This window comes from Larkinella sp. VNQ87 (assembly GCF_049445795.1).
Classification (GTDB): Bacteria; Bacteroidota; Bacteroidia; order Cytophagales; family Spirosomataceae; genus Larkinella.
Genome location: NZ_JBMSDT010000013.1, coordinates 161162 through 185144, shown reverse-complemented (window position 1 = coordinate 185144; position 23983 = coordinate 161162). Strand labels below are relative to the sequence as shown.

Below are 23983 nucleotides of genomic sequence, written 5' to 3'. Positions count from 1 at the left end.
CCGACCGCATGATCGAAACAAGCCCCCGAAAGCTGAGTACAACCGCCCGGAAAGCCTTCGCCAACGCCGGATGGGTGTTTTTCGACCGGATTTTCCGGATGGCGACGGCGCTACTGGTGGGCGTCTGGTCGGCGCGGTACCTGGGGCCGGAGCAGTTCGGTTTGCTCAACTTTGCCAACGTCTTCCCAACGGTTCTGACGTCGCTGGCGGGCTTAGGTTTGGCCAATGTGCTGGTGACGGAACTGGTTCGCAACAAGGATTATACCGAAAACCAGCTCCTGGGAACCGCCTTCCTCCTGCGGCTCCTGGCCGGAACGGTTTCGTTGCTGGCCATTGCGGTGACGGCCCGCATCCTGTACAGCGACCAGCCAGTCTTGCAGGCCATGATTCTGTTTACCAGTTCGGTGCTGGTTTGTCAGAGCGTGGATGTGATCGACCTGTATTTCCAGTCGCGGGTCAAGTCGAAGCTGTCGGTGATTGCCAAATCGACAGCTTTTGCCCTTTCGACGGGTCTGCGGGTCTATTTTCTGGCCAATGAGTTTGGTCTGCTCGCCTTTTCATCCGTTGTATTTGTCGAAGCCGCGCTTTCGGCCCTGATTCTGCTGGTGATTTACAACCGGCAGGAGGGTCAATACCTGGTGCAATGGCGCTTCAATCGGCAGTTGGCGGTTCTGCTTCTGCAGTTAGCCTGGCCGCTGATGGTATCGGAGTTTTTCATCTTCATCTACATGCGGTGCGACCAATTTATGCTGAAAGAACTGGCGACCAACCTCGAACTGGGCAAGTTCAGTGCGGCCTTGCGGCTCTCGGAAGTCTGGTATTTCATTGCAACGGCGCTCACCTCGTCGTTTTACCCAACCATTGTCCGCCTGAAAACCGAGAATGAGGAAGCCTTCCAGCGGGCGTATCGGAACTTGCTAAGCCTGCTGATCTTCATCAGTCTGCTGATTGCCGTGTTCATAACGTTTTCGGCTCCCTGGCTCATTCAGTTCCTGTACGGCCAGCAGTATCGCGGAGTCGACGACATTCTGGTGATTCACATCTGGTCAGCGGTTTTTGTATTCATGGGTGTGGGCAGTAGTTACTGGTTTGTCATTCACAATAAACAGCGTTTGCTACTGCTCAAAACCATCATGGGCGCAGTGCTCAATATCCTGCTCAATTTTTTCCTGATTCCCCGGTATGGTGCCGTCGGCACCTCCATCGCCACTCTGATCGCCCAACTGACGACTTCGTACCTGATGAATTACGTCATCAGCCAGGCCCGTCCGGTTTTTTTCGCCCAAACCAGTGCTTTCCTCGACACGCTGAAGCTAACATTTCTACGGGAACGGATCAATCGGATGATCTAGATTCAACGCTATTGCAACTATGCCAGCAATATAATCCACTGATTATCAATATACAAATTCGGCAATACACTTTTTAACCTCCGATAAACAAACCGTCTACTTGTTCGGCCACAGTGGTAATTTGTACAACAACACTGGCAACCATTCGGGCCGAAATCCTGTCTAAAAAATAACGGTTGCATTCTGTTGTCTGATTATGTGTTGTCAAAAATGTCCGGACCTCATATTGCTTCCCTTACAATTGGCGTTACTTGTTTATAGGGGATCAAGCGAAGAGGCTTTTTCTTGAGCTATAACTTACCTCATCGTAATGATGCATTTTGACGTTCCTATCCTATTTCTCTTATTTAACCGACCCGTTGTTGCCCGTCGGGTTTTTGAACGTATCCGCGAACTCCAGCCCCGCGAACTGTTTGTTTCGGTGGATGGGCCGCGTCCAAACCATCCGACCGATGCCCAGAATGTAGCCGAATGTCTCGCGCTGCTTGACGAAATCGACTGGCCGTGTTCGGTACACCGACTGGTGCAAAACCAGAACCTGGGCTGTCGCCGGGCGGTCAGTACGGCTATTACCTGGTTTTTCCGGCAGGTCGAAATGGGCATCATTCTGGAAGACGATTGTTTGCCCGACCCTACCTTTTTTACGTTCTGCCGCGAAAATCTGCACTACCATCGCCACAACTCAACCATCATGCACATCGGGGGTATCAATCTCCAAAACGGGCAATGGCACGGCGATGGATCGTACTTTTACTCGAAAATCTGCCATGTTTGGGGATGGGCCTCCTGGCGCCGGGCCTGGGAAAAGTACGATGGTTCGCTGAAATCGTACCCGGATTTCCGGAAGCAAAACCGGATTGCCGACCTCTTTGCCGACCGGCTGGTGCAGGAATACTGGATAGATGCCTTCGATGGTGTGCACGAAGGGCGAATCAGCAGTTGGGCCTATCCCTGGTGCTACACCATCTGGATCAATAACGGCCTTTGCATTTCACCCAACCAGAACCTGGTTTCCAACATCGGTTTCGGCGACGAAGCCACCCATACGGTAGACGCTGACGGCTCGCTTTCCAACGTGCCTCTGCAACCGCTGACCGAGGTCCGTCACCCCAGTTTTCTGATCGAGAACATCACCGCCACGGAATACTCCAACAACCATTACTTCAAAAAACCGACCTGGGTAACCATTAAAGCCGAAGGACTGAAAAGACGACTTGGCCTGAAGACCTGAGGGGTCATAGATGGGTCGTCGGCTGCCGGTTCGAATTTAATTTTTCTTAGTTCCGATTAGCTGTAACCGGTGAGCTGTCGTCGGGGTACTGGAAGCCTATTGAAAATAGACAAGAGATCACCTTTTTTGGTAATTTTATTGTTTATTTTGTAACTACCATCGCCTAAAATTAGCAAGATAAAGTGACACCGCTCCCGGCTCCTCAAGTTGACGTGCCTCCCCCCTTCGACGTGCCCGTTCTTTTTATTTTGTTTAACCGCCCTGCGCTGGCCCGCCGGGTTTTTGAACGGATTCGTCAAATTCAACCCCGCGAACTGTTTTTGGCCATCGATGGTCCTCGCCCCAACCACCCTACCGATCCTGAGCGGGTGGCGCAGTGCCTGGCCTTGCTCGACGAAGTTGACTGGCCCTGCCAGATTCAGCTACTAACGCAGGAGCAGAACCTGGGCTGTCGCCGGGCGGTCAGTACGGCCATTACCTGGTTTTTTCGGCAGGTCGAAATGGGCATCATTCTGGAGGATGACTGCCTGCCCGACCCTACTTTCTTTACCTTCTGCCGCGAAAACCTGCACTACCACCGCGACAACACGGCGATCATGCACATCGGGGGCGTCAACCTGCACAACGGCCGGTGGTATGGGAAGGGCTCGTATTTTTACACCAAGATCTGTCACGTCTGGGGATGGGCCTCCTGGCGCCGGGCCTGGGCGAATTATGACGTGGACATGACGACCTACCCGGATTTCAAAAGCCAGAAGCTCATCACGGATATTTTCACCGATCCGCAGGTGCAGCAGTTCTGGACGGAGTCATTCGACGGCACGTTTGCCGGCCTGATCGATACCTGGGATTTTCAGTGGTGTTACACCATCTGGACCCATAACGGCCTCTGTATCAATCCAAACCAAAACCTGATTTCAAACATCGGTTTCGGCATTGACGCCACTCATACTCGGGAGAACAACGAGATTTTTTCAAACAGACCCGTCCAACCGTTGAACGAAATCGTTCATCCACGGTTTATCATTGAAAACCGTCAGGCCACGGAGTATTCTTTACAGAATTATTTTCGAAAACTAACCCGGTTGAAACGGCGGGTGGAAGAAATAAAAAAGAAAACCGGGCTGGTAAACATGAAAACCACGTTCAAGAAGCATCTGCTTCCTTGAAACACCTCTGCATGAACATCTTTTTTGATCACCAAACCTTCTCTCAACAAAATTACGGCGGCATCTCCCGATACTTCTGCGAACTGATTGCCGGTATCAACCAGCAACCGACCGACCACCAGGCTCACTTATCCCTCCTGGTTTCTAATAATGCTCATTTGCAGGAAAAGGGACTCGGGACGGTATCTTTCTTCCCGAACCTGCCGTTTCACAGAACCCAGCCCTTTATTTACAAACTCAACAAAGCCTTCAACCGGCTGGAGATGCGCACTCGGTCGTACGATGTCTTCCATGCCACCTATTACGAGCCTTATTTCCTCGAACACATCCGGAAACGGCCCGTTGTGGTAACATTTCTGGATATGATTCACGAAAAGTACCACACGGTTTTTCCCGAACTGGCCGCCGATCATCAGGTCATGGCCTGGAAAAAAGAAATTGTTAACCGGGCCTCGGCCATCATTGCCATTTCGGAAAACACCAAACGGGATTTGATCGACTATTACCGGATTCCGCCGGAGCGCATCCGGGTGATTTACCTGGGCTCATCAGTGTCGGTTGAGCAGGTTACTCCTGAGACGACCACCGAGTCACCTTACCTGTTGTTTGTGGGCAATCGCGGCATATACAAGAATTTCGAGCCGTTCCTCCGGGCGGTTGCGCCCTTGCTCCGGGCCCATCAGGTTCGGCTGGTCTGCGCGGGTGGAGGAGCCTTTACACCCCGGGAAATTGCCATCCTGCAGGAACTCATGGTGACTCAACTCGTTGAACATAAACCCATTACGGATACCACTTTACGTCAACTATACAGCCGGGCGCTCGCCTTTGTTTTTCCTTCACTGTATGAGGGCTTTGGTATTCCGGTGCTGGAAGCCTTTGCCTGCAACTGCCCCATCCTGCTCAGCAACCGGAGTTCACTACCCGAAATTGCCGGTTCGGCCGCCCTTTATTTTGATCCGGACGATGCGGTTTCCATGCAGCAGGCCACCGAACGGATGCTGACGGATGCCCGTCTGCGACAGACACTTCGTCAACAGGGGCATCAGCAATTGCTTCAATTTTCGTGGGAAAAAACCGTCCGGGAAACCCTCGACCTGTACCAGCGCTTATAGTAACTTTTTGCCCGCTTACGAAGACTGTTCCCGGATAAAACCGCTGCCGAACCGCAATTTTCTATCTTTGCCCGTTCGTTTATGATGAAAACCAGCGATAAACACGTAGTCCTTTCATAAAAAAGGATGCGTTTCAGGATTATGATTGGGAAAATCCTTAGGAAAATCCAGTTTTTTTCGAGCCTGTTGCAACAAACGCGGCAGGAAGTCTACGACAACCGCGTTCTGCTGGGGAAGCTTCTTTCGATGCAACTCCAGACGGTTCATTCCCTTCAGGATGCGGAATACAAAGTTTTTTCGCAATACGGCGACGATGGCATCATTCAATACCTGATCAAAACGGCGGCTATTCGTTCACATAGTTTTGTCGAATTCGGGGTGGAGACCTACGTGGAGTCCAACACGCGTTTTTTGCTGATCAACAACAACTGGAAGGGCCTGGTACTCGACGGCAGCCCACAGAATATCGCCTACATTCAGGCCGATCCGTTTTTCTGGCAACACCACCTGATTGCGAAACAATCTTTCATCACCGCCGAAAATATCAACGTGCTCCTGGCCGACAACGGTTTTGCCGGGCCGTTGGGGTTACTGAGTATCGACATCGACGGGAATGATTACTGGGTCTGGAAAGCCATCCAGGTGGTGGACCCGGATATTGTTATCGTTGAATACAACAGCCTGTTCGGGGCCGAACGGGCCATTACGGTGCCTTACCAGCCGGATTTCGTGCGCAGCAAGGCCCACTACAGCCATTTGTATTTCGGAACATCGCTGGCGGCCCTCTGCGATCTGGCCGCTGAAAAAGGGTATTCGCTGGTGGGTTGCAACAGTGTCGGCCTGAATGCTTACTTTGTAAAAAATAGCCAGTTAGGAGTTTTAAAACCGCTCACGGCCGCTGAAGGGTACGTTTACTCCAAGTTTCGGGAAGCCCGCGACCCGAACGGCAACCTGACTTACGCAACCGGTGACGACCGGGTTACCATCATCCGGGGACTGCCGGTTTTTAACACCCGAACCCAAACGACCGAACCGTTTTAAGCGGCCCGTTTATTTGTTTTTTTGACGCCCTTCGTTGGATTCGCCTATGCCGCCCCTGGTTTCCATCATCACGGTCAGTTACAACAGCCAGAAACACATCGAACAAACCATTCAATCCGTTCTGAATCAGACGCATGATCGGATCGAATATATTTTGGTTGATGGGAAATCGACTGACCAGACCGTGGCCATCATCGAGCGGTATGCGCGGCAGTTTCCGGCCAAAATCCGGTACATTTCCGAACCCGACACCGGTATTTACAACGCCATGAACAAGGGCATCCGGCTGGCAACCGGCGAGTTGATCGGAATCATCAATAGCGACGACTGGTACGAATCCGACGCTGTCGAGCGCGTGGTTAGCGCCTACCAGCAATCCGGCCCGGCGGTTTTCCACGGTATTCAGCGGACGTTTGTGGATGATCAGGAAGCGTTTCTGATTCAGACGTACGCCAGCCAGCTTCCGAAGGGCAATATCGAACACCCGACCTGCTTTGTACCGGCTTCGTTTTACCAGCAGTACGGTTTGTTTTCGGAGCAATACCGGTACGTGAGCGACTACGAGTTGATGCTGCGGTTTCGTCAAAATCAGGTTCCATTTATTTCCCTTAACGTCATTCTCAGTAACTTTCGGCAGGGCGGGGCTTCCCACCGACCGGAAGCCGTCTGGGAGAATCTGCATTTATGGTACGAAAAGGGAATGCTGACGCGCCGGCAATACCTGACCTGGCTTTATAAAGATAAATTAAACGTATTCACCAAACGACTAACCGGCCGCGTGCGATGAGAATCAGTACCCTGCTCTATATCGCCCTGCTGATCGGTTTGTTCGGGACCGTCACGAACCTGATCTTTATCAGCCCGCTGCCATCGATTCTGGCGCTGGCGGTGCTGCCGTATTTGCTGCTCCGACACACGGTTTTGGTCATTCCCCGGTTCATCTACTACCTCTATATTTATTTTCTGTATTCGCTGGCCGGGGTGCTGATTTATTACCCGCCTTCGCTCTGGAATTTTGGTTTTTACCGCTACGACGGCAATTTCATCATTTCGTACCTGCCGCTGCTACTGGTTTTCTTTTTCTCCTATAACATTCCCGTCGACCGGCTTTTCAAGCGGTTTCTGGTTTTTGCAACACTCATCAACGGCATCGCCTTTGCCCTGAATCTGGCCTTCTCCCGGTTTGCAGCCCTCTATGACTGGACCAATCCGGAATACTTTTTCCACGGTTTTTTCAAAAGCACCAACGGCGCGGGCGGTTTTATCAGCATTGTGCTGTCACTGAACATTGTCCTGTATTGGCAGGAACGCAAACGAAAATGGCTGCTGCTGATCCTGATCAACTTCGTTTTTCTGGTAGCCACAACTTCACGGGGTTCCATTCTGGGGTTGGTAGCCGGTTTTGCGTTTTATTTTTTCGACCGGACCAACCGAGCGTACCTGATCCGGTTGGCACTTTTCGGCATTGTAGCCGTGCAGTGCGCGGTGTTGTCGTACACCTATCCGTTGTATGATCTTTACGTCCGTGATGCCGACCTGAGCGAAGCGGGGGCCAGCACCTACATTTCTCCGCTGTTTGGCGAAGTCAGTACCAAATCGGCCAACATTGCCATCCGGGCGGTCGAAACCTGGCCCCGGGCGGTCGATTGTTTCCTGCATTCGCCCCTGATCGGCACCGGTTTTGGCTCGGTCAACGACATTCCGCTGCGGTATAAAGGTATTCCGTACGTGCTGAGTCTCAATGACCAGCCGAAGAAAGAATTTAACGACGCCCACGCTCACCACTCCTACCTGCACATTTTGGGCGAACAAGGACTGGTGGGGCTGGCAATTTTTCTGGTCTTCTGGTACGCGTTATACCGATATTTGAAGAAAGGTCCCGAAAGCATTGTGCAAAAATTTCTGCTGGTTTCGTATTTCAATCTGTCGGTGATGAGCTTCACCGAACACCGGATTACGTCGCCTTCCAATGCGCTGCCGCTGGTGATTGCGCTGTGCCTTTACATCCTCAAACGAAATTTCGATACTAAACAAGTGAACGCTGCGGTTAGTATAGTAGATAGTTAGACAAGAGACAACCTATGAAAGGCTAATCTGGTCGATGGTTGGGTCTTTTTCTTCATTTGTCTACGGTTATCAGAGTGTGGAAAGCAACCACTAACTTTACAGCCGCTCAATTTTTTCTGTATGAATCATAAATCAGTTGTAGTCAATGCCCGGTTTCTGACGCAGCCCATTACGGGCACGCAACGCGTCGGGATCGAACTCGGGATGCGACTCCGGAAACTTCTTCCCGATATTACGTTTTTAACTCCGCATAATATTCTGCAAAACGACATTGCAAACGATCTGGGTGCCACGGTTTACGGACGCAGCAAAGGCTATATCTGGGAACAGATCGAAATGCCGATGTACCTCCGGACACAGGGAAGCCCCCTGCTGCTGAACCTCTGCAATACCGCCCCGATCGTATACAGTAACAAGATTGTGACGGTATTGGACCTGTCGTTTCACCGCCACCCGGAATGGTTCTCAAAAAAGTTTTCAATGCTTTATAACTTTACGGTGCCCCGCATTGTCAAGTCGGCGCATAAAGTTCTGACCATCAGCGAGTATTCTCTGAACGACTTACATCAGTTTTACCACGTTCCGAAGTCGGCGCTGGACATTATCTACCCGAGTATTTCGGACATTTTCCGGTATCCACCCGCCGTCAAAGGCGAAAATCAATACGGCAAATACATCCTGGCGGTTTCATCACTCGATCCGCGCAAAAACTTCAAGGGGCTGATCCAGGCGTTTCAGCAAGCCAACTTTTCGGATGCCAGGCTGGTGATTGTCGGGGCTGCCCATAAAGTATTTGCCGACACGGGGTTGAAAGAGTTGATCGAGAATGACCCGTCCATCATTTTCACGGGCTACGTCAGCGACGAACAACTGGTCAATCTGTACCAGCACGCGCTGTTTTTCGCCTATCCGTCGTATTTCGAAGGCTTCGGCATTCCTCCGCTCGAAGCCATGTCGTGCGGCTGCGCCACGCTGGTGTCCGATACGACGAGCCTGCCCGAAGTCTGCGCAGATGCCAGCGTCTACGTCGATCCCTACGACATCGGCAGCATCCGTGACGGACTAATCAAGCTATACAGCGACGAAAATCTCCGGCGAAGTCTGGTCGAGAAAGGCCGCAGCCGGGTCGAACACTTTAGCTGGGACCGATCGGCCCAAAAACTCGCCGGGATTATTTCAGAATTACACCAAAGACACTAGGCCTAAGACAAGGGACGCTGGACGAGCGGCAATGTAACCCCTGCTTTTCAGGTCTCTTGTCTCTTGTCTCACTTCTCTTGTCTAAGCATGCTTGATAAAAAGATCGCGCTGGTTCATGAATGGTTGGTCACCTTTGCCGGTTCGGAAAGTGTGGTCGAACAGATGCTGGCGCTCTACCCGCAAAGCGACCTGTTTACGCTGGTCGATTACCTGCCCGACGCGCAGCGCCCGCTCGTGCAGGGCAAACGGGCCACGACGAGCTTTATCCAGAAACTGCCCTGGGCGAAGTCCAAATACCGCTCTTACCTGCCGCTGATGCCGCTGGCCGTCGAGCAGTTCGACCTCAGCGCCTACGATGTTATCCTGTCGAGCAGCCATGCCGTAGCGAAAGGCGTGCTGACCGGCCCCAACCAGCTTCACATCTGCTATTGCCACTCGCCCATGCGCTACGCCTGGGACCTGTACCACCAGTACCTGAACGAAAGCGGCCTGAAAACCGGCTTGAGTGGCGCGGTTGCCAAGCTGATTCTACACTACATCCGGCTCTGGGATTACCAGTCGGCCCAGCGAGTCGATTATTTTGTGGCTAACTCCCGCTACATCGCCCGGCGGATTCGCAAGGTGTACGGCCGCGACGCCCACGTTATATATCCCCCTGTCGATACGGAGCTGTTTACACTTGACGCCCGGAAAGACAACTACTACCTTACGGCGTCGCGGATGGTGCCATACAAAAAAATCAACTTGATCGTTGAAGCTTTCGCGGCCATGCCCGACAAACGGCTGGTGGTGGTTGGCGACGGTCCCGATTTCGACAAGATCAAACGGCTGGCCACGCCCAACATTGAATTGGTCGGTTTTCAGCCCAACAATTCGCTCACCTTGTACATGCAAAAGGCAAAAGCGTTTATCTTTGCCGCCGAAGAAGACTTCGGGATTACGCCCGTCGAAGCGCAGGCCTGCGGAACACCGGTGCTGGCTTTCGGAAAAGGGGGAGTTCGGGAGTCGGTTATCGATCAAAAAACCGGCTTATTTTTCAACCGGCAGGAGGTTACTTCGCTTCGGGAATGTGTCCGGCGATTCGAACAAAATGCCGACCAATTCGACCCGGTATTGATCCGCCAGCACGCCGAAGGATTCAGTCGTGCCAATTTCCAACAGGCATTTGAACAGTTTGTTTCAGCCAAACTTACCGAATGGTAGGTAAAGTATAAAATCTTGTAAAGATCTGATTATTAAATAGAACTATAGCAAGAATTTGGTAAGCGGTTTGCCCTTAGGATAAATAATGCTGTATTTTTCAATAATTTTCGGCTGAATATCGTACAAATAAGGTGAACTTGAAGTTATGGAGAGAAGTCGGCTGACCGGCCCGTCTTTTTATAATAAGTCCTTATTTTATTGATCACGAATTCAAGCGAGGGGGATCAGAATGGCAAGTTAGTAGCCTATCCGGGTAGCCGCTGTTCCGAACGAATTGTCCATGAAACACCGGTTTTCATTCTTACTGCGTCCGTTTAGTGCAACAATGGATATCGTTTTCCTGGATATCTGTTTTGCCCTGGCCTATCGTCTGAAATTTGGTTCGACCGAGTCGCTTTTTAACGAGCCTTACGTCAATCTGTTCTGGTTCATCAATGCCGCCTGGCTCTTAATCCTGATCCTGAACAAACCGTACAATTTTTCCCGCCTGACTTTCACGATCCAGAACCTGCTGGTCGGCCTGGCCAAATTGATTGGTTTGCACATTGCGCTGGTGTCGGTTTTCTGGGTATTTACGAAAGGCGGTTTTTCGTATTCCCGCGAACACCTGCTGCTGACATACGTGCTGTTTCTGTGTGCCGGGTCGCTCTGGCGCGCCGTAGTGTTGATTTTGCTGAAGACCTACCGGGCAATGGGATACAACACCCGGCGGTTTGTGGTGGTTGGCTACGGCCCGCTTTCCCGCAGCATTCAGACGTTTTACCAGATGTATCCGGAAATCGGATTCAAGTTTTACGGGTATTTCGATAAACTAACGCCCGAAAATGCGGCTTCCCTGCGGGGTGATTACAGCTACCTGAAGGAATACATCATTCGGAACGAAATTGACTGCGTGTACTGCTGCTTGCCCTACATCCAAACCGAACAACTGCGCGAAATCATGAATTTTTCGGAGGAAGCCAGTTATCAGGTCAAACTGATTGTGGATTTTAAGGGCTTCCTGACGAAAGGCGTCACGGTCGAGTACCACGATGTTCAGCCCGTGATCAGCATGTCGACGCATTACCTCGATGACTTGCAGGTGAATGTGTTCAAGCGGGCATTCGACATTGTGTTTTCGGCCAGTGTGCTGGCTTTCGGAGCCCCGGTTTTTCTGCTGGTGGCGCTGATAACGAAACTCAGCTCGAAAGGGCCGGTTTTTTACTCGCAGGAACGGATCGGGAAATGGGGACGGCCGTTTCACATTCATAAATTCCGCAGCATGTATCCCGATGCCGAACGCTGCGGTCCAGCGCTTTCGTCGGGGGATAACGACGAGCGGATCACACCCTGGGGGAAATTCATGCGAAAAACCCGGCTGGACGAGTTACCGCAGTTTTACAATGTGCTGAAAGGCGATATGTCGGTGGTAGGGCCGCGTCCGGAACGGCAGTATTTCATTGATCAGATCATTGAAAAATCGCCGGAATATAAGTATTTGTTGATGGTTAAACCGGGGATTACGTCCATCGGGCAGATTAAGTTCGGTTATGCCGAAAATGTGGAGGAGATGGTGCAGCGCCTGTGGTATGACCTGGAGTATTTGCAAAATGTCTCTTTCTCGACCGATGTCTGGCTCATCGTTCAGACGGTTCGGGTCATGGTGCAGGGACGAGGAAAATAAACGTGTTGTGTCTCTAATCGATTTTATGAAAAGTAAAGCCGGATTGCTGTTCCTGTGCTACGCATGCTTTCTCCATCCGGTTGTTGCCCAACGGGCCTATTTTCCCAAAACAACCCGGTACGATGTACAGGCCGGGGCGTATGTGTCGTCCGGTGACCGGACGCCGTTCTGGCTCCGGGCCAATCAATTCGGTATTGTACCCACGACAACCCCCGCAGCCACACTTCGCGTCGGGATTTCGTCCGATTATGGAGTTGCCGTTTTAGATAGTGGCCTCGTGCGCCAGAAAAAATTTGACTGGGGCTACGGCGTTGAGGTAGTCGGCAATGTAGCCGGGAAAACGAAAGTTCTCCTGCCGGAAGCCTACGTTAAGGCCCGCTACGGAAGCATCGAGTTTTACGCGGGTCGTCGCCGGAATGTATACGGCCTGATGGATACCACGCTGACGTCCGGTTCGTATGCCTGGTCGGGCAATGCCCTGCCGATTCCGGTGATCCAGATCGGTACGCGCGGGTTTGTTCCGCTTCCGTTCACCAATAACTTTGTGGCTATCAACGCCTTTTATAACCACGGCTGGTTCGATAACGACCGCATTGTTCGGGACACCTACCTCCATCAGAAAGCCTTATACGGACGGTTGGGAAAACCGGATTCAAAAGTGAAGTTCTATGCCGGCATCAATCACCAGGTGCAATGGGCGGGGTATTCCGATAAAATTTCGCCGGATTTTACGAATAATGGCTACCTGCCTTCGAGTCTGCAAAGCTACTGGTTTGTGGTTACCTCGCACCGCAACTCGAACAAGATCGATACCACCCTGCCGAGTTTTGAAGAAAACCGGGTTGGAAATCACCTTGGTACCGTCGATCTGGCGCTTGAGGTCGACTTTGGCGCGCTCAACGTACTCATGTATCGCCAAAGCATGTACGACGACGGCTCGTTGTTTTACCTGACGAATATCCGCGATGGCTTGCAGGGGATTCGTTTTAAAAACACCCGGGAGGAACGTTCGTTTTTCTCGATCAATGAGTTTCTGGCCGAGTTTCTGTACACCAAAAACCAGGGTGGTCCCGTCTTTTTAATCGATAATCCCGCCAAGCGCGGTCGGGATAACTACTTCAATCATTCCCAATATGTCGATGGCTGGGTCTATCAGGGACGCACGATTGGTACTCCTTTTATGACGCCGGGAACGGATGTGCGGGCCGGTTTGCCCAACGGGGCCATTGGCAACAACCGGGTCAGCCTGCTGCATTTTGGGCTGTCGGGTGCGTTGGGTCGGGTTCAGTGGCTCGGAAAGCTTTCTTATAGCGACAACATCGGCACCTACAACGAGCCGTATCCGAAGACAAAGCAGTGGTCGACTTTATTCAGCCTGGTAGCTCCGGTCGACCTGGGCGGTTTGGGCGAGTTCCAGATTAACGCATCGTTCGCGAATGATTACGGGAAGTTGCTCTACAACTCGGCGGGTGGCTATCTGGGTATTCGGAAAGTCATCAACTCACGGTAATACAACTTACAGATTACATTAAAAAAGGGGCTCTCGTCGACGAGAGCCCCCTTTTTTAATGATGTTATCAGAAATGCCTGTCACCCGGTTCACGACGGCCCAGCATCACGGCCCCGACCATGGCAACCAGCAACAAGACCGACGCCAGCTCAAACGGTAACAAATAATCTTTGTATAGAACCATGCCAAGCCCCTCTACCAGACCGACTTCGGCAGTATAAGTAGACGGATTATAGGTTGTCAGGGAAGCCGCCCGAAAAACCGCAACCAACACCACCAGCAAAACGCCCCCCACAACCACTGCCGCTAGCTTGGTCACGGTGGTTTTTGATTCTTCGTCTTCTTTTTTCAGGTTCAGAAACATAATGACGAACAGAAATAACACCATGATAGCCCCCGCGTAAACGATGATGTTGACGGCCGCCAGAAACTGGGCATTCAGCAAGATATAATGCCCCGAGAGCGTAAAAAATGTCAGGATCAGCGCCAATACACTGTGGATCGGGTTGCGGGCCGTGACCACAAACGAGGCACTCAGCAGCGTTATCGCGGTTAGTACGTAAAATAAAATTTCAGTAGGCTTCATTTTTTAGTGTTTAAGGTTTAACGTTTGAGGTTTAACGTTTTTCATCAAGAGCCTTAAACGTTAAACTTCAAACGTTAAACGAAAATTAGGATACTGATCGCGACAGTGACGGTTCCGTGGGCGTTGCCTGCACCTCTGGGTTGGTTCGGACATACCGGTCGTCGAGTTTCTCGACCAGTTTGTCTTTGCCGTAAATTACTTCGTCGCGTTCGGTAAAGACAGGTACCATCCGGTCGTGGCGCAGGTAAACGGCCTGTTTCGGACAGGCTTCTTCGCACAGTCCACAGAAGATGCACCGGAGCATATTGATTTCGTATACCGCTGCGTACTTTTCTTCCCGGTACAGGTTTTCTTCCCCTTTTTTCCGTTCGGCAGCGACCATCGAGATGGCTTCGGCCGGACAGGCTACGGCGCATAACCCGCAGGCCGTACAGCGTTCGCGACCGTCTTCGTCGCGCTTCAGGACGTGATGGCCCCGGAAAACCGGTCCTAAATACCGTTTTACCTCCGGATAAGCCACGGTGACTTTCTTGCCGAAGAAGTGCTTTATCGTAATGGCCAGCCCTTGCATGACCGCCGGAAGATACATCTTCTCGGCCAGCGTCATCTGCTTGTTACTGACTTGCTTGGATCGATTCGTTAATTGCATAAGGCGTGTCAAACGTTATCAGGATCGCTGGGGTTGAACGACTTCCTTGGGTGCCCGGGCCTGCGAAGCCACGGCCAGCACGACCATGACAATCACAATAACCCAGCTAGCGTACTTAATGTCAAACAACAACCCAAAACCGGTTACCACGATATTCAAAACCGAGAGCGGAATAAAGCTTTTCCAGCCCAGGTTCATCAGTTGATCATACCGGAACCGGGGCAGTGTCCAGCGAACCCACATGAAAAAGAAAATAAAGAAAAAGATTTTGCCAAACAGCACGAGCGTACCGATCAGCGTCGCCAGGTTATGGCCGGTTGCCGCACCCAGGGAACCGGTCAGGGTTTCGCGTACCCAGTCCATCCCGGGGTAGTTGTACCCGCCGAAATACAGAGACGAAATAACCGCCGACGACACAAACATGTTGATGTACTCGGCAAACAGGTAAAAACCGAGTTTCATGGAACTGTACTCGGTATGATAACCGCCTACCAGTTCGGTTTCGCACTCCGGCAGGTCGAACGGGGTCCGGTTACATTCGGCAAACGCGCAGGTCAGGAAGATGATAAAGCCCAGCGGCTGGTTGAAGACGTTCCAGGCAATGCCGTGCTGCTCGGCCACAATCGCCCGAATCGACAGCGAACCGGTCATCATCAGGATGGCGATGATCGACAAGCCAAAGGCAATTTCGTAGCTGATGTTCTGCGAAGCGGCCCGGATCGCGCCCAGCAGGGAGAATTTGTTGTTGGAAGCCCAACCGCCGACCATCAAACCGTAAACCCCCAGCGACACGACACCGAAGATATACAGAATGCCAATATTGATTTCAATGCCCTGAACCGGAATCAGCAGATCATCGAATCGGATGCTTTCGCCGAACGGAATCACCGCACTCGACATCAGGGCCGTCAGAATCGCCAGACAGGGGCCGAGGATAAACAGCCATTTGTTGGCCTGCGAAGGAATGAAATCTTCCTTGAAGAACATCTTTCCGGCATCAGCCAGCGGCTGGAAAATACCGCCCGGTCCGGCCCGGTTTGGCCCAAAGCGAATCTGGATAAAACCCGCGACTTTCCGTTCCGCCCAGGTCGAGTACATGGCAATCAGCAGTGTCACGCCAAAAAGGACGAGAATGATGATCGCTTTAATGATGAGTTCGGTCAAATTCATTTTTAAAGATGTTAGATGTGAGACAAGAGACTTTACATCTTTTGTCTATCCTCTCTTGTCTATTTCACGGTTCGGGATCGTTGGCATGCGGTAAAACCGGCGCAAACCGTTCTGGAGGAAGTTGCTGAATACCCAGTTGCGACGTGTCGCGTTCTTCATGCACATCGGTATACGTGGCAGCCGCCAGTTTTTTCTGGAAATCCGGAATAACCGTATCCCGCCGGTACTTGTTGGCCGAGATCACCGAACTGCGCGATACCTTCGTCGGGCCTTCAATCACCCAGTCACTGGTTTTCTTTTTCTCGAACCGGCAGGTGTTGCAGATAAACTCGGTTACTTCGTTCCACTCGTTTTTCCGGGCCGTCACCCGAATGACTTCCTCACCCCGGTACCAGAGCGTCACGTTGCCGGAGCAGGTTGGGCAGTCGCGGTGCGCATCCACCGGTTTGGTAAACCAGACCCGGTTTTTAAACCGGTACGTTTTGTCGGTCAGCGCGCCCACCGGACACACGTCGATGACGTTTCCGGAGAAGTCATTATCAATGGCTTTCTCGATGTATGTACTGATTTCGGCCGCATCACCCCGGCCCATCACACCATGCACGCGTTTCTGCGTAATCTGATCGGCGGTATACACACAGCGGTAGCACAGAATGCAGCGCGTCATGTGCAATTGGATGTACGGACCAATGTCGTGCTTCTCGAACGTCCGGCGCTCTTCCTCGTAGCGGGTCGTTGCCATGCCGTGGTTGAACGCAAAGTTCTGCAAATCGCACTCGCCAGCCTGGTCGCAAACGGGGCAATCGAGCGGGTGGTTGATGAGCAGAAACTCCACGATGGCTTTCCGGGTGTTCAGCACTTGCTCGCTGGAGCGGTTTTCGACCACCATCCCATCCTGAACGGGTGTGATGCAGGACGCCACCAGTTTCGGCATCGGGCGCGGGTCTTTGGCCGAACCGGCCGCCACCCGAACCAGACAGGCCCGGCACTTGCCGCCACTGCCTTTCAGGGGTTGGTAGTAGCACATGGCCGGTGGGGCCACATCGCCACCGATTTTCCGGGCCGCCTGCAAAATGGTCGTTCCGGGTTCCACCTCGACTTCAATCCCGTCGATGGTGACTTTAAACAGTTGAGGTTGTGTATTTTCCATGTAACTAAGGCTCGTAGGTTGTAATAAGCTCAAGTGCCTTTTTTTTCACCTGTTCGGTATCGATCATACCGGCTAGTTGTGCGGCTGAATAAATTCCTTCAAAAGCTTCGTGGGCAGCATCTTTCAGGGCGCGGGTAAATCGTTCCTCTACCGCTTCCCGTAGTTCATCATGTGTCAAATAAAATCCGCCCGCTTTCCGACGCTTATTGGAAACATATATACCGTCCAGCGCATTGTCGATCGAATGATCCCATGACCGGGTCGTCCGTTTTTCGGCCTGCTGTTTGATTAAATGAATCAATAAGACGAGAACATAGGCTTCTATTTTTGTAATCTTGTCATCCTTCGCCATTTCCTCCATTTCATCAATGAGCGCGAGAGCACTTTGATAATCATGCTCTTCGACCATTTTCCGTAACAGCAGTATTTCTTCCATAGCGTCGAATGATTAATTGTGTTTACGCTTACACCAGCGCCATATCACCTTTGAAAACCGCGCCCGGCCGCGTAGCTTCGGACGGATTGGTGATGTGCCACTCGAACTCGTCGCGGAAGTGCCGAATGGCGCTCCCGACGGGCCAGGCAGCCGCATCGCCCAGCGGGCAGATGGTGTTTCCTTCAATCTTTTTAGCCACATCGACCAGCAGATCGATGTCGTGCATGTTGCCGTGCCCGTATTCGATCCGGTGCAGGACTCGCTCCATCCAGCCGGTTCCTTCCCGGCAGGGGCTACACTGCCCGCAAGATTCGTGGTGGTAAAACCGGGAGAAGTTCCAGGTATTCCGGACGATGCAGGCCGTTTCGTCGAAGACAATAAAACCGCCCGAACCGAGCATGGTTCCCGTCTGAAAACCGCCCTCAGCCAGCGATTCGTAGCTCATCAGGCGCGGGTCGCCGTTGGCCAGTTTCAGAATCAGGTTGGCGGGCAGAATCGGGACGGATGACCCACCGGCCACGACCGCTTTCAGGTGGTGACCGTCGCGAATACCGCCACACCATTCATCGGAGTAAATAAATTCTTCAACCGGTACGCCCAGCTCGATTTCGTACACACCCGGTTTTTTGATGTGGCCCGATGCTGAAATCAGCTTCGTTCCCGTACTCCGGCCGACACCAATCGCGGCATAGGCATCGCCCCCGTTGTTAACGATCCACGATGTGGTGGCAATCGACTCGACATTGTTCACCACCGTCGGACTCTGGTAAAGCCCCTTGACGGCCGGGAACGGCGGTTTGTTACGCGGATTCCCACGTTTGCCTTCCAGCGATTCCAGCAGGGCGGTTTCTTCCCCGCAGATGTAGGCTCCCCCGCCCGGCTGAACGACCAGTTCCAGATCGTAGCCCGAACCGAGGATGTTTTTTCCGAGAAAACCGGCCGCTTTCGCTTCGGCAATGGCTTTTTCGAGAATATGAATCACATACATCAACTCGCCCCGCACGTAGATGAACGACTTATTGGCACCCAGGGCGTAGCTCGAAATGATCATTCCTTCCACCAGCAGGTGCGGAATGTTTTTCATCAGGTAGTGATCCTTGAAGGTACCGGGCTCCGATTCGTCGGCGTTACAGACCAGGTAACGGGGTACGCCTTCCGGTTTAGCCAGAAAGCTCCACTTCATGCCCATCGGGAAGCCCGCGCCCCCGCGACCGCGAACGCCGGATTTTTTAACCTCTTCCACCACGGCTTCGGGCGTCATGGTTTTGAGCGCCTTTTCAACCGCCGTGTACCCGCCCTGTTTCCGGTATACATCGTAGGTTTCGATGCCGGGGACGTTAATGTGTTCGAGCAGAATTTTTTTGCCCATAGCCTTATTTCAAAAACGGGTTCGTCACCCTATGTGTACATCAAAAAGTCAATTCCACGCTTTCCCCGTCGTCATAATGTCCTCTTCGGCCAGATTAGTCGGGTTCGCGTAGATGGTAATACCGTTGTGTAATTGCGCAATCGATTTGTCGCCTTCTTCAAAGCGGTGTTTGGGATACGAACGCACGGTTGAATAATGGCAAACAAACGATTTGCGCGTCAGTTCTGGTTTGTTGATCCGGCTTCCTCCGTGGGCCAGTGCGCCGTGCCAGAATAAAACATCGCCTTTCTTCAGGAGCAGCACTGTTTTCTCGATTCCGTTTTGGGCGCAGATCTTATCCAGGTATTTGGAAAAATCGTCGGGGCTGTACAACGACTCGTCTTCCCGGTACAGGATTCCGGTCCCGAAATTGAATTTAGGCAGCCGGTGCGAGCCGGGGTAGTACACCAGCGGGCCCGAATCCGGGCTGACATCTTCCAGCGGAATCCAGGCGGCCGCCAGATGGCTGGCAATTTTCGACCGCACCCAGGGAAAATCCTGGTGCGTGGCCTGCTGGCTGCCGTACTTGAAAATCAGACTTTGAAAAACCGTCGTTTTCTCGTCAAAAATGGCTTGCAGAAACGTCGCAATGTGCGGGTGCGTCATCACCTTTTTGGCCGCAACCGAGCTATTGTGGTATTCGAGCAAACGGGAGCCGATTCCTTTCAGCTTTTCTTTCGGTACGTCTTTGATCGGCGTTTCTTTGCCTTCGTTAAATTGATAGACCAGCGACTTAACCGAATACTTCTCGTGGTTATCAACCACCTCTTCTATTTCCTGCCATAACCCGTCAATCCATTCGACTGGTATCGCCTGTTGCAGAATGACGTAGCCTTTATCCCGCCAGTCGCGCAGCAGTTGCCCCAGGTCGTAAGGAAAGTCTTTCGGGGTTTTAAATTTCTTCACAAAGGCATCAATATCGGCATTGGACCGATCGATCCAGGGCAAGGTCTCCTCTTCAAAATCAAGCGGTCCGTTATTCATCCGGAATTTGGCCATCCGGTAAACGCGACGCAATTTGTCCTTCAACTTGCTTTCCATGGGTGTGTGCCTACGTGGAATTTAGGGGTTATGAATGGCTGGAATTGATTTATCTATTATCGGCTTAATTCGTCAATAATTTCGTCAACCCGTTCCTTGGTCAAATTCATGTAGTACTTTTCCCGAACCTGGAACACAGGGCCCATCCCGCAAGCGGCCAGGCACTCCACTTCTTTCAACGTGAATTTCTGATCGGCGGTGGTTTCGCCCGCCTGAATGCCGAGTTTCTGTTTCAGGTAATCGTAAACTTCCTCGCCCCCCATCAGGCAGCACGGCCCTGTCCGGCAGTATTCGATGACGTGTTTGCCCACCGGCTCCAGGTGGAACATGGTGTAGAACGTGGCGACTTCGTATACTTCAATGGTCTGAATATCCAGCATCCGGGCAACATAGTCCATCACTTCCGGGCTCAACCAGCCCCATTGCTCCTGCGCCAGGTGTAACAACGGCAACAAGGCCGATTTCTGACGGCCTTCAGGGTAACGGGCAATGATTTCCTGCGCTTTATTAAGTCGCTCGGGGGTAAATGCTACGGTGTTTTGCGTTTCCGTCATATCGGTTTACAGCAGGTATTCGTCGTCAAAAACTTCCTGCCAGGTCAACGGGGCAGGCTCAAATTTATCTTTGCGGGACAGGTTCATTTCGGCTTTGGCCAATGTAATAGCGTGGTCAAAACACTTCGCCCAAATACTCCGAATAAATGTTGCATTCAGCGAAGGCATGGTATCCTGTGCATCTTCAATTTCAATTCGGGCATTTGCAATTGTTGAAGCCCAACTAGTCGATCGTTTATCGGGTTGATAACGCCATTTCAAAATGTGCGCCATCAAGCGCGTCAGTTGGCTTTTGACAGCCCGCTGTTCATGCTTCGACATGCTATCTTCCAGTTCATCCAGGCCAGCAATGGCTTCTTCGTATTCGTTTTGCTCAATCATTTTTCGGATGGCAATGACCGTTTCCGGATACGAACTACTGACCAAATCCTGCCAGTCGGGTTTCATAGTCCCTCCTTTCTCCCACAAGGGGTTTATGCGTCCAATTCGCCCGCAATCACGTTCAGGCTACTCATAATCACAATGGCATCCGACAAGGTCGTGCCTACGCACATTTCCGGGTAAGCCTGGTAGTAAATAAACGAAGGCCGCCGGAAATGCAGCCGGTACGGCGCCCGGCCCCCGTCGCTGATCAGGTAAAAACCCAGTTCGCCGTTTCCGCCCTCGACGGCGTGGTAGACTTCGCCCACCGGCGCGTCGATTTCGCCCATCACAATTTTAAAGTGATAGATCAGCGCTTCCATGTTTCGGTACACCTCTTTCTTCGGTGGCAGATAATATTCCGGCGCATCGGCAAAATACGGCCCTTCGGGCAGGTTTTCGATGGCCTGTTCGATGATCCGCAGACTCTGCCAGATCTCTTCGTTCCGCACCATAAACCGGTCGTAGGTGTCGCCACTTTTGCCCACTGGAATATCAAACTCGAAGTCCTGATACGACGAATACGGATTCATCACCCGCACGTCGTAATCGACCCCGGCGGCCCGCAGGTTCGGGCCGGTAAAACCGTAGTTCAGGGCGCGCTCGGCGGTTATGGGACCCACATCGATGACGCGGTCCATGAAAATCCGGTTGCGGTTGAACAGTTTTTCAAACTCCTGCATGATGGGCGGAAAGCGCTTGATAAACGCCCGGATTTTCCGGATGGCTTCCGGCGACAGGTCGCGCTCCATCCCGCCAATCCGGCCCATGTTGGTCGTCAGCCGCGCTCCGCAAACTTCCTCGTAAATTTCGTAGATGTTCTCCCGTTCTTCGAACAGGTACAGAAAACCGGTGAAAGCGCCCGTATCCACGCCCAGAATCCCGTTGCAGATCAGATGGTCGGCAATCCGGGCCAGTTCCATCATGATCACGCGGATGTACTCAGCCCGCTTCGGCACCGTGATGCCGAGCAGTTTCTCGACCGTCATATGCCAGCCGAAGTTGTTGATCGGTGACGAACAATAGTTCATCCGGTCGGTCAGCGTCGTAATCTGGTAGAACGGCCGCCGTTCGGCGATCTTCTCAAACGCCCGGTGAATGTACCCGATGGTCTGCTCACCCGACACGATTTTTTCCCCGTCCATTTGCAGGATGTTCTGGAAAATACCGTGCGTGGCCGGGTGGGTCGGCCCGAGGTTGAGCGTGGTCAATTCGTTGACATACTGGACCGACTCCTCCGGTTTGGAAGGCAGATCGCTGCCCGGTACATCTTTATTCGATATGTCAAGTACAGTGCTCATGGAATTTTAAATTGTGGAATGGCTTTAATGGTTGGATGGTTAAAAATAGTCAGACGGTTTTCTTGACCATAAAGCCATTCAACAATTTCAGCCATCTAGCCCTTCAATCCATTATCGACCAAATAAAGCGTCAATTTTATCTTCCCGCGTCGGGTCTTCGAGCGGATATTCTTTGCGCATCGGAAAATAATCCATGTCCTCCATGTTCAGAATCCGGATCAGTTTCGGGTGACCGTCGAAGATGACGCCGAAAAAGTCGTAGGTTTCGCGTTCCATCCAGTTGGCGCTGCTGTAAATTTTCGTCAGCGTCGGGATATGCAGATCATTTTCAGCCAGGAAAACCTTAATGCGAATCCGGAAATTATTGACCAGACTATGCAGTTGGTAGACGACGCAGTACTCCCGCTCCGGATTCGGGTCATCGGGGTAATGGATGCCGAAGAGGGTGGTCAGAAAGTTGATCTGATAGAGGGGATGATCCCGCAGGTACTCCACCATCGGAATGATCTGCTCCCGGGTGGTCGACAGGGTCAGCATCCCGAAAGGCTCATCGAAATCGTAGACGGTTTCCCCAAACTGGCGGATCAGATCTTTGGCAACTTCTTCGTTCGTCATGAAAAAGATCGACTAATTGAGTGTTTTTAATGGCTGAATGGTTTGGATGGCTAAAATTGTTGAATGGTTTGAAGGTCAAAAACCATCCAGCCATTAAAACCATCAAACCATCTGAACCATCATTTCATTGAATATTGTACGATTCGAGCAGGTGCTGGTATTCGGGTGCATTCCGGCGACGCAGCGACTCGTTGTGCGCCAGTTCCTGCACCTGCATCAGGCCGTCCAGAATCTGCTCCGGACGCGGTGGGCAACCCGGCACGTACACATCCACCGGAATGATACGGTCGATGCCCTGCAAGACGCTGTAGGTGTCAAAAATACCGCCACTCGACGCGCAGGCTCCGATGGCAATCACCCAGCGGGGTTCGGCCATTTGCAGATACACCTGCTTGACCACCGGCGCCATCTTCTTGGCAATCGTTCCGGCCACCAGCAGCACGTCGGCCTGCCGGGGCGAGAAACTCGGGCGCTCGGCCCCAAACCGGGCAATGTCGTAGCGCGATGCCATCGTTGCCATGAACTCGATTCCGCAACACGAGGTTGCAAACGGCAATGGCCAGAGCGAGTTTGCCCGGGCCAACCCAATGATTTTATCGAATGAAGTCGCCTGAAAACCGGCTCCACTATAGTTGTCCGGTGCTTCGACTATCTTGATGTCACTTGCCATGCTGTTGAGTTGTTTGCTGATAACAACAAATTAACATTTTTTATTGAGTTTCGGTTTACTCCCACTTCAAAACGCCTTTCCGCAGGATGTAATAAAAACCGGCCAGCAGCAAGCCCATAAAAAGAACCATTTCCAAAAAACCGGCCATGCCGAGGGTTTTGAAGTTGACCGCCCAGGGGTACATAAAGATGACCTCTACGTCAAACAACACAAACAGAATGGCGATCAGGAAGTATTTGATTGAAATTGGCGTCCGCGCATCGCCTTCCGACGGAATTCCGCACTCGAAGGCCGCATCCTTCTTCTGGCTTTTCCGCTTCGGCCCGATATTGTGCGTCACAATCATGGTGACGATAATAAATGCCAGCGCCAGGCCCAACTGGATAAAAACCGGCAGGTAATCAGAAGGCAAATAGGTTGAGTTCATAGAAAGCT

24 protein-coding genes are annotated in these 23983 nt (G+C 52.0%); 11 read left to right on the top strand and 13 right to left on the bottom strand.

The window, feature by feature from the left end; all coding sequences use genetic code 11:
• The first annotated feature begins 8 nt into the window (after positions 1-8).
• The 11 genes from ACO2Q8_RS22245 to ACO2Q8_RS22195 all read left to right on the top strand — a co-directional run bounded on the left by ACO2Q8_RS22245 (position 9) and on the right by ACO2Q8_RS22195 (position 13548).
• Positions 9-1352, top strand: coding sequence for a flippase (locus tag ACO2Q8_RS22245; protein ID WP_423347064.1), 1344 nt, complete (start codon positions 9-11; stop codon positions 1350-1352).
• A 310-nt stretch (positions 1353-1662) separates the two neighbouring features.
• Positions 1663-2583 (top strand): nucleotide-diphospho-sugar transferase, encoded by a 921-nt coding sequence (locus ACO2Q8_RS22240; protein ID WP_423347063.1) that lies wholly within the window; start codon positions 1663-1665, stop codon positions 2581-2583.
• 182 nt (positions 2584-2765) lie between these two features.
• Positions 2766-3752 (top strand): nucleotide-diphospho-sugar transferase, encoded by a 987-nt coding sequence (locus ACO2Q8_RS22235; RefSeq protein ID WP_423347062.1) that lies wholly within the window; start codon positions 2766-2768, stop codon positions 3750-3752.
• An 11-nt stretch (positions 3753-3763) separates the two neighbouring features.
• Positions 3764-4864 (top strand): glycosyltransferase family 4 protein, encoded by a 1101-nt coding sequence (locus ACO2Q8_RS22230; RefSeq protein ID WP_423347061.1) that lies wholly within the window; start codon positions 3764-3766, stop codon positions 4862-4864.
• A 126-nt stretch (positions 4865-4990) separates the two neighbouring features.
• Entirely contained in the window at positions 4991-5905 is a 915-nt protein-coding gene (locus ACO2Q8_RS22225) for a hypothetical protein (RefSeq protein WP_423347060.1), read from the top strand.
• Positions 5906-5951: 46 nt separating this feature from the next.
• On the top strand, positions 5952-6692 hold the full coding sequence (locus ACO2Q8_RS22220; RefSeq protein WP_423347059.1) for a glycosyltransferase family 2 protein: 741 nt from the start codon (positions 5952-5954) through the stop codon (positions 6690-6692).
• On the top strand, positions 6689-7972 hold the full coding sequence (locus ACO2Q8_RS22215) for an O-antigen ligase family protein (protein WP_423347058.1): 1284 nt from the start codon (positions 6689-6691) through the stop codon (positions 7970-7972). Before ACO2Q8_RS22220 ends, ACO2Q8_RS22215 begins: the two co-directional genes overlap by 4 nt.
• Before the next feature lie 120 nt (positions 7973-8092).
• The gene (locus tag ACO2Q8_RS22210; protein WP_423347057.1) at positions 8093-9172 is read left to right on the top strand and encodes a glycosyltransferase family 4 protein; all 1080 of its coding nucleotides are present in this window, start codon (positions 8093-8095) and stop codon (positions 9170-9172) included.
• Positions 9173-9259: 87 nt separating this feature from the next.
• Complete coding sequence (locus ACO2Q8_RS22205) at positions 9260-10375, top strand: glycosyltransferase family 4 protein (protein ID WP_423347056.1); 1116 nt, start codon at positions 9260-9262, stop codon at positions 10373-10375.
• A gap of 325 nt (positions 10376-10700) precedes the next feature.
• Entirely contained in the window at positions 10701-12038 is a 1338-nt protein-coding gene (locus tag ACO2Q8_RS22200) for a sugar transferase (RefSeq protein WP_423347055.1), read from the top strand.
• Between the two features lie 25 nt (positions 12039-12063).
• Positions 12064-13548: a capsule assembly Wzi family protein gene (locus ACO2Q8_RS22195; protein WP_423347054.1), complete on the top strand. Its 1485-nt coding sequence runs from the start codon at positions 12064-12066 to the stop codon at positions 13546-13548.
• Positions 13549-13615: 67 nt separating this feature from the next.
• Here the strand turns inward: ACO2Q8_RS22195 and ACO2Q8_RS22190 are convergent, their stop codons facing one another.
• The 13 genes from ACO2Q8_RS22190 to ACO2Q8_RS22130 all read right to left on the bottom strand — a co-directional run bounded on the left by ACO2Q8_RS22190 (position 13616) and on the right by ACO2Q8_RS22130 (position 23975).
• Positions 13616-14134 carry an NADH-quinone oxidoreductase subunit J gene (locus tag ACO2Q8_RS22190; protein WP_423347053.1) on the bottom strand — a complete coding sequence of 173 codons (519 nt, stop codon included), beginning with the start codon at positions 14132-14134 and terminating at the stop codon, positions 13616-13618.
• A gap of 85 nt (positions 14135-14219) precedes the next feature.
• Positions 14220-14783 carry a NuoI/complex I 23 kDa subunit family protein gene (locus tag ACO2Q8_RS22185; protein ID WP_423347052.1) on the bottom strand — a complete coding sequence of 188 codons (564 nt, stop codon included), beginning with the start codon at positions 14781-14783 and terminating at the stop codon, positions 14220-14222.
• Between the two features lie 18 nt (positions 14784-14801).
• Positions 14802-15953: an NADH-quinone oxidoreductase subunit NuoH gene (gene nuoH, locus ACO2Q8_RS22180; protein WP_423347051.1), complete on the bottom strand. Its 1152-nt coding sequence runs from the start codon at positions 15951-15953 to the stop codon at positions 14802-14804.
• A 64-nt stretch (positions 15954-16017) separates the two neighbouring features.
• Positions 16018-17103: a 2Fe-2S iron-sulfur cluster-binding protein gene (locus ACO2Q8_RS22175; RefSeq protein WP_423347050.1), complete on the bottom strand. Its 1086-nt coding sequence runs from the start codon at positions 17101-17103 to the stop codon at positions 16018-16020.
• A 4-nt stretch (positions 17104-17107) separates the two neighbouring features.
• Complete coding sequence (locus tag ACO2Q8_RS22170; protein ID WP_423347049.1) at positions 17108-17539, bottom strand: DUF29 family protein; 432 nt, start codon at positions 17537-17539, stop codon at positions 17108-17110.
• Positions 17540-17567: 28 nt separating this feature from the next.
• A complete protein-coding gene (gene nuoF / locus ACO2Q8_RS22165; RefSeq protein WP_423347048.1) occupies positions 17568-18908 on the bottom strand; it encodes an NADH-quinone oxidoreductase subunit NuoF in 1341 nt (446 codons plus the stop codon).
• 48 nt (positions 18909-18956) lie between these two features.
• Positions 18957-19988: a phytanoyl-CoA dioxygenase family protein gene (locus ACO2Q8_RS22160; protein ID WP_423347047.1), complete on the bottom strand. Its 1032-nt coding sequence runs from the start codon at positions 19986-19988 to the stop codon at positions 18957-18959.
• A gap of 56 nt (positions 19989-20044) precedes the next feature.
• The gene (gene nuoE / locus ACO2Q8_RS22155) at positions 20045-20542 is read right to left on the bottom strand and encodes an NADH-quinone oxidoreductase subunit NuoE (protein ID WP_423347046.1); all 498 of its coding nucleotides are present in this window, start codon (positions 20540-20542) and stop codon (positions 20045-20047) included.
• Between the two features lie 6 nt (positions 20543-20548).
• On the bottom strand, positions 20549-20989 hold the full coding sequence (locus tag ACO2Q8_RS22150; RefSeq protein WP_423347045.1) for a DUF29 domain-containing protein: 441 nt from the start codon (positions 20987-20989) through the stop codon (positions 20549-20551).
• A 26-nt stretch (positions 20990-21015) separates the two neighbouring features.
• Complete coding sequence (gene nuoD, locus ACO2Q8_RS22145) at positions 21016-22263, bottom strand: NADH dehydrogenase (quinone) subunit D (protein ID WP_423347044.1); 1248 nt, start codon at positions 22261-22263, stop codon at positions 21016-21018.
• A 111-nt stretch (positions 22264-22374) separates the two neighbouring features.
• The gene (locus ACO2Q8_RS22140; RefSeq protein ID WP_423347043.1) at positions 22375-22878 is read right to left on the bottom strand and encodes an NADH-quinone oxidoreductase subunit C; all 504 of its coding nucleotides are present in this window, start codon (positions 22876-22878) and stop codon (positions 22375-22377) included.
• Between the two features lie 124 nt (positions 22879-23002).
• On the bottom strand, positions 23003-23548 hold the full coding sequence (locus ACO2Q8_RS22135; protein WP_423347042.1) for an NADH-quinone oxidoreductase subunit B: 546 nt from the start codon (positions 23546-23548) through the stop codon (positions 23003-23005).
• Between the two features lie 55 nt (positions 23549-23603).
• Entirely contained in the window at positions 23604-23975 is a 372-nt protein-coding gene (locus ACO2Q8_RS22130) for an NADH-quinone oxidoreductase subunit A (protein WP_423347041.1), read from the bottom strand.
• Between the last annotated feature and the right edge of the window lie 8 nt (positions 23976-23983).

Excerpts from the sequence above, each read along its gene's own strand:
- ACO2Q8_RS22225 (WP_423347060.1), top strand. The coding sequence starts at position 4,991 with ATGCGTTTCAGGATTATGATTGGGAAAATCCTTAGGAAAATCCAGTTT.
- ACO2Q8_RS22150 (WP_423347045.1), bottom strand. The coding sequence starts at position 20,989 with ATGAAACCCGACTGGCAGGATTTGGTCAGTAGTTCGTATCCGGAAACG.
- nuoH (WP_423347051.1), bottom strand. The coding sequence starts at position 15,953 with ATGAATTTGACCGAACTCATCATTAAAGCGATCATCATTCTCGTCCTT.
- ACO2Q8_RS22220 (WP_423347059.1), top strand. The coding sequence starts at position 5,952 with ATGCCGCCCCTGGTTTCCATCATCACGGTCAGTTACAACAGCCAGAAA.
- nuoF (WP_423347048.1), bottom strand. The coding sequence starts at position 18,908 with ATGGGCAAAAAAATTCTGCTCGAACACATTAACGTCCCCGGCATCGAA.
- ACO2Q8_RS22215 (WP_423347058.1), top strand. The coding sequence starts at position 6,689 with ATGAGAATCAGTACCCTGCTCTATATCGCCCTGCTGATCGGTTTGTTC.
- ACO2Q8_RS22205 (WP_423347056.1), top strand. The coding sequence starts at position 9,260 with ATGCTTGATAAAAAGATCGCGCTGGTTCATGAATGGTTGGTCACCTTT.
- ACO2Q8_RS22245 (WP_423347064.1), top strand. The coding sequence starts at position 9 with ATGATCGAAACAAGCCCCCGAAAGCTGAGTACAACCGCCCGGAAAGCC.
- ACO2Q8_RS22135 (WP_423347042.1), bottom strand. The coding sequence starts at position 23,548 with ATGGCAAGTGACATCAAGATAGTCGAAGCACCGGACAACTATAGTGGA.
- ACO2Q8_RS22175 (WP_423347050.1), bottom strand. The coding sequence starts at position 17,103 with ATGGAAAATACACAACCTCAACTGTTTAAAGTCACCATCGACGGGATT.
- ACO2Q8_RS22170 (WP_423347049.1), bottom strand. The coding sequence starts at position 17,539 with ATGGAAGAAATACTGCTGTTACGGAAAATGGTCGAAGAGCATGATTAT.
- ACO2Q8_RS22240 (WP_423347063.1), top strand. The coding sequence starts at position 1,663 with ATGATGCATTTTGACGTTCCTATCCTATTTCTCTTATTTAACCGACCC.
- nuoD (WP_423347044.1), bottom strand. The coding sequence starts at position 22,263 with ATGAGCACTGTACTTGACATATCGAATAAAGATGTACCGGGCAGCGAT.
- ACO2Q8_RS22185 (WP_423347052.1), bottom strand. The coding sequence starts at position 14,783 with ATGCAATTAACGAATCGATCCAAGCAAGTCAGTAACAAGCAGATGACG.
- ACO2Q8_RS22130 (WP_423347041.1), bottom strand. The coding sequence starts at position 23,975 with ATGAACTCAACCTATTTGCCTTCTGATTACCTGCCGGTTTTTATCCAG.
- ACO2Q8_RS22210 (WP_423347057.1), top strand. The coding sequence starts at position 8,093 with ATGAATCATAAATCAGTTGTAGTCAATGCCCGGTTTCTGACGCAGCCC.
- ACO2Q8_RS22160 (WP_423347047.1), bottom strand. The coding sequence starts at position 19,988 with ATGGAAAGCAAGTTGAAGGACAAATTGCGTCGCGTTTACCGGATGGCC.
- ACO2Q8_RS22230 (WP_423347061.1), top strand. The coding sequence starts at position 3,764 with ATGAACATCTTTTTTGATCACCAAACCTTCTCTCAACAAAATTACGGC.
- nuoE (WP_423347046.1), bottom strand. The coding sequence starts at position 20,542 with ATGACGGAAACGCAAAACACCGTAGCATTTACCCCCGAGCGACTTAAT.
- ACO2Q8_RS22190 (WP_423347053.1), bottom strand. The coding sequence starts at position 14,134 with ATGAAGCCTACTGAAATTTTATTTTACGTACTAACCGCGATAACGCTG.
- ACO2Q8_RS22140 (WP_423347043.1), bottom strand. The coding sequence starts at position 22,878 with ATGACGAACGAAGAAGTTGCCAAAGATCTGATCCGCCAGTTTGGGGAA.
- ACO2Q8_RS22195 (WP_423347054.1), top strand. The coding sequence starts at position 12,064 with ATGAAAAGTAAAGCCGGATTGCTGTTCCTGTGCTACGCATGCTTTCTC.
- ACO2Q8_RS22200 (WP_423347055.1), top strand. The coding sequence starts at position 10,701 with ATGGATATCGTTTTCCTGGATATCTGTTTTGCCCTGGCCTATCGTCTG.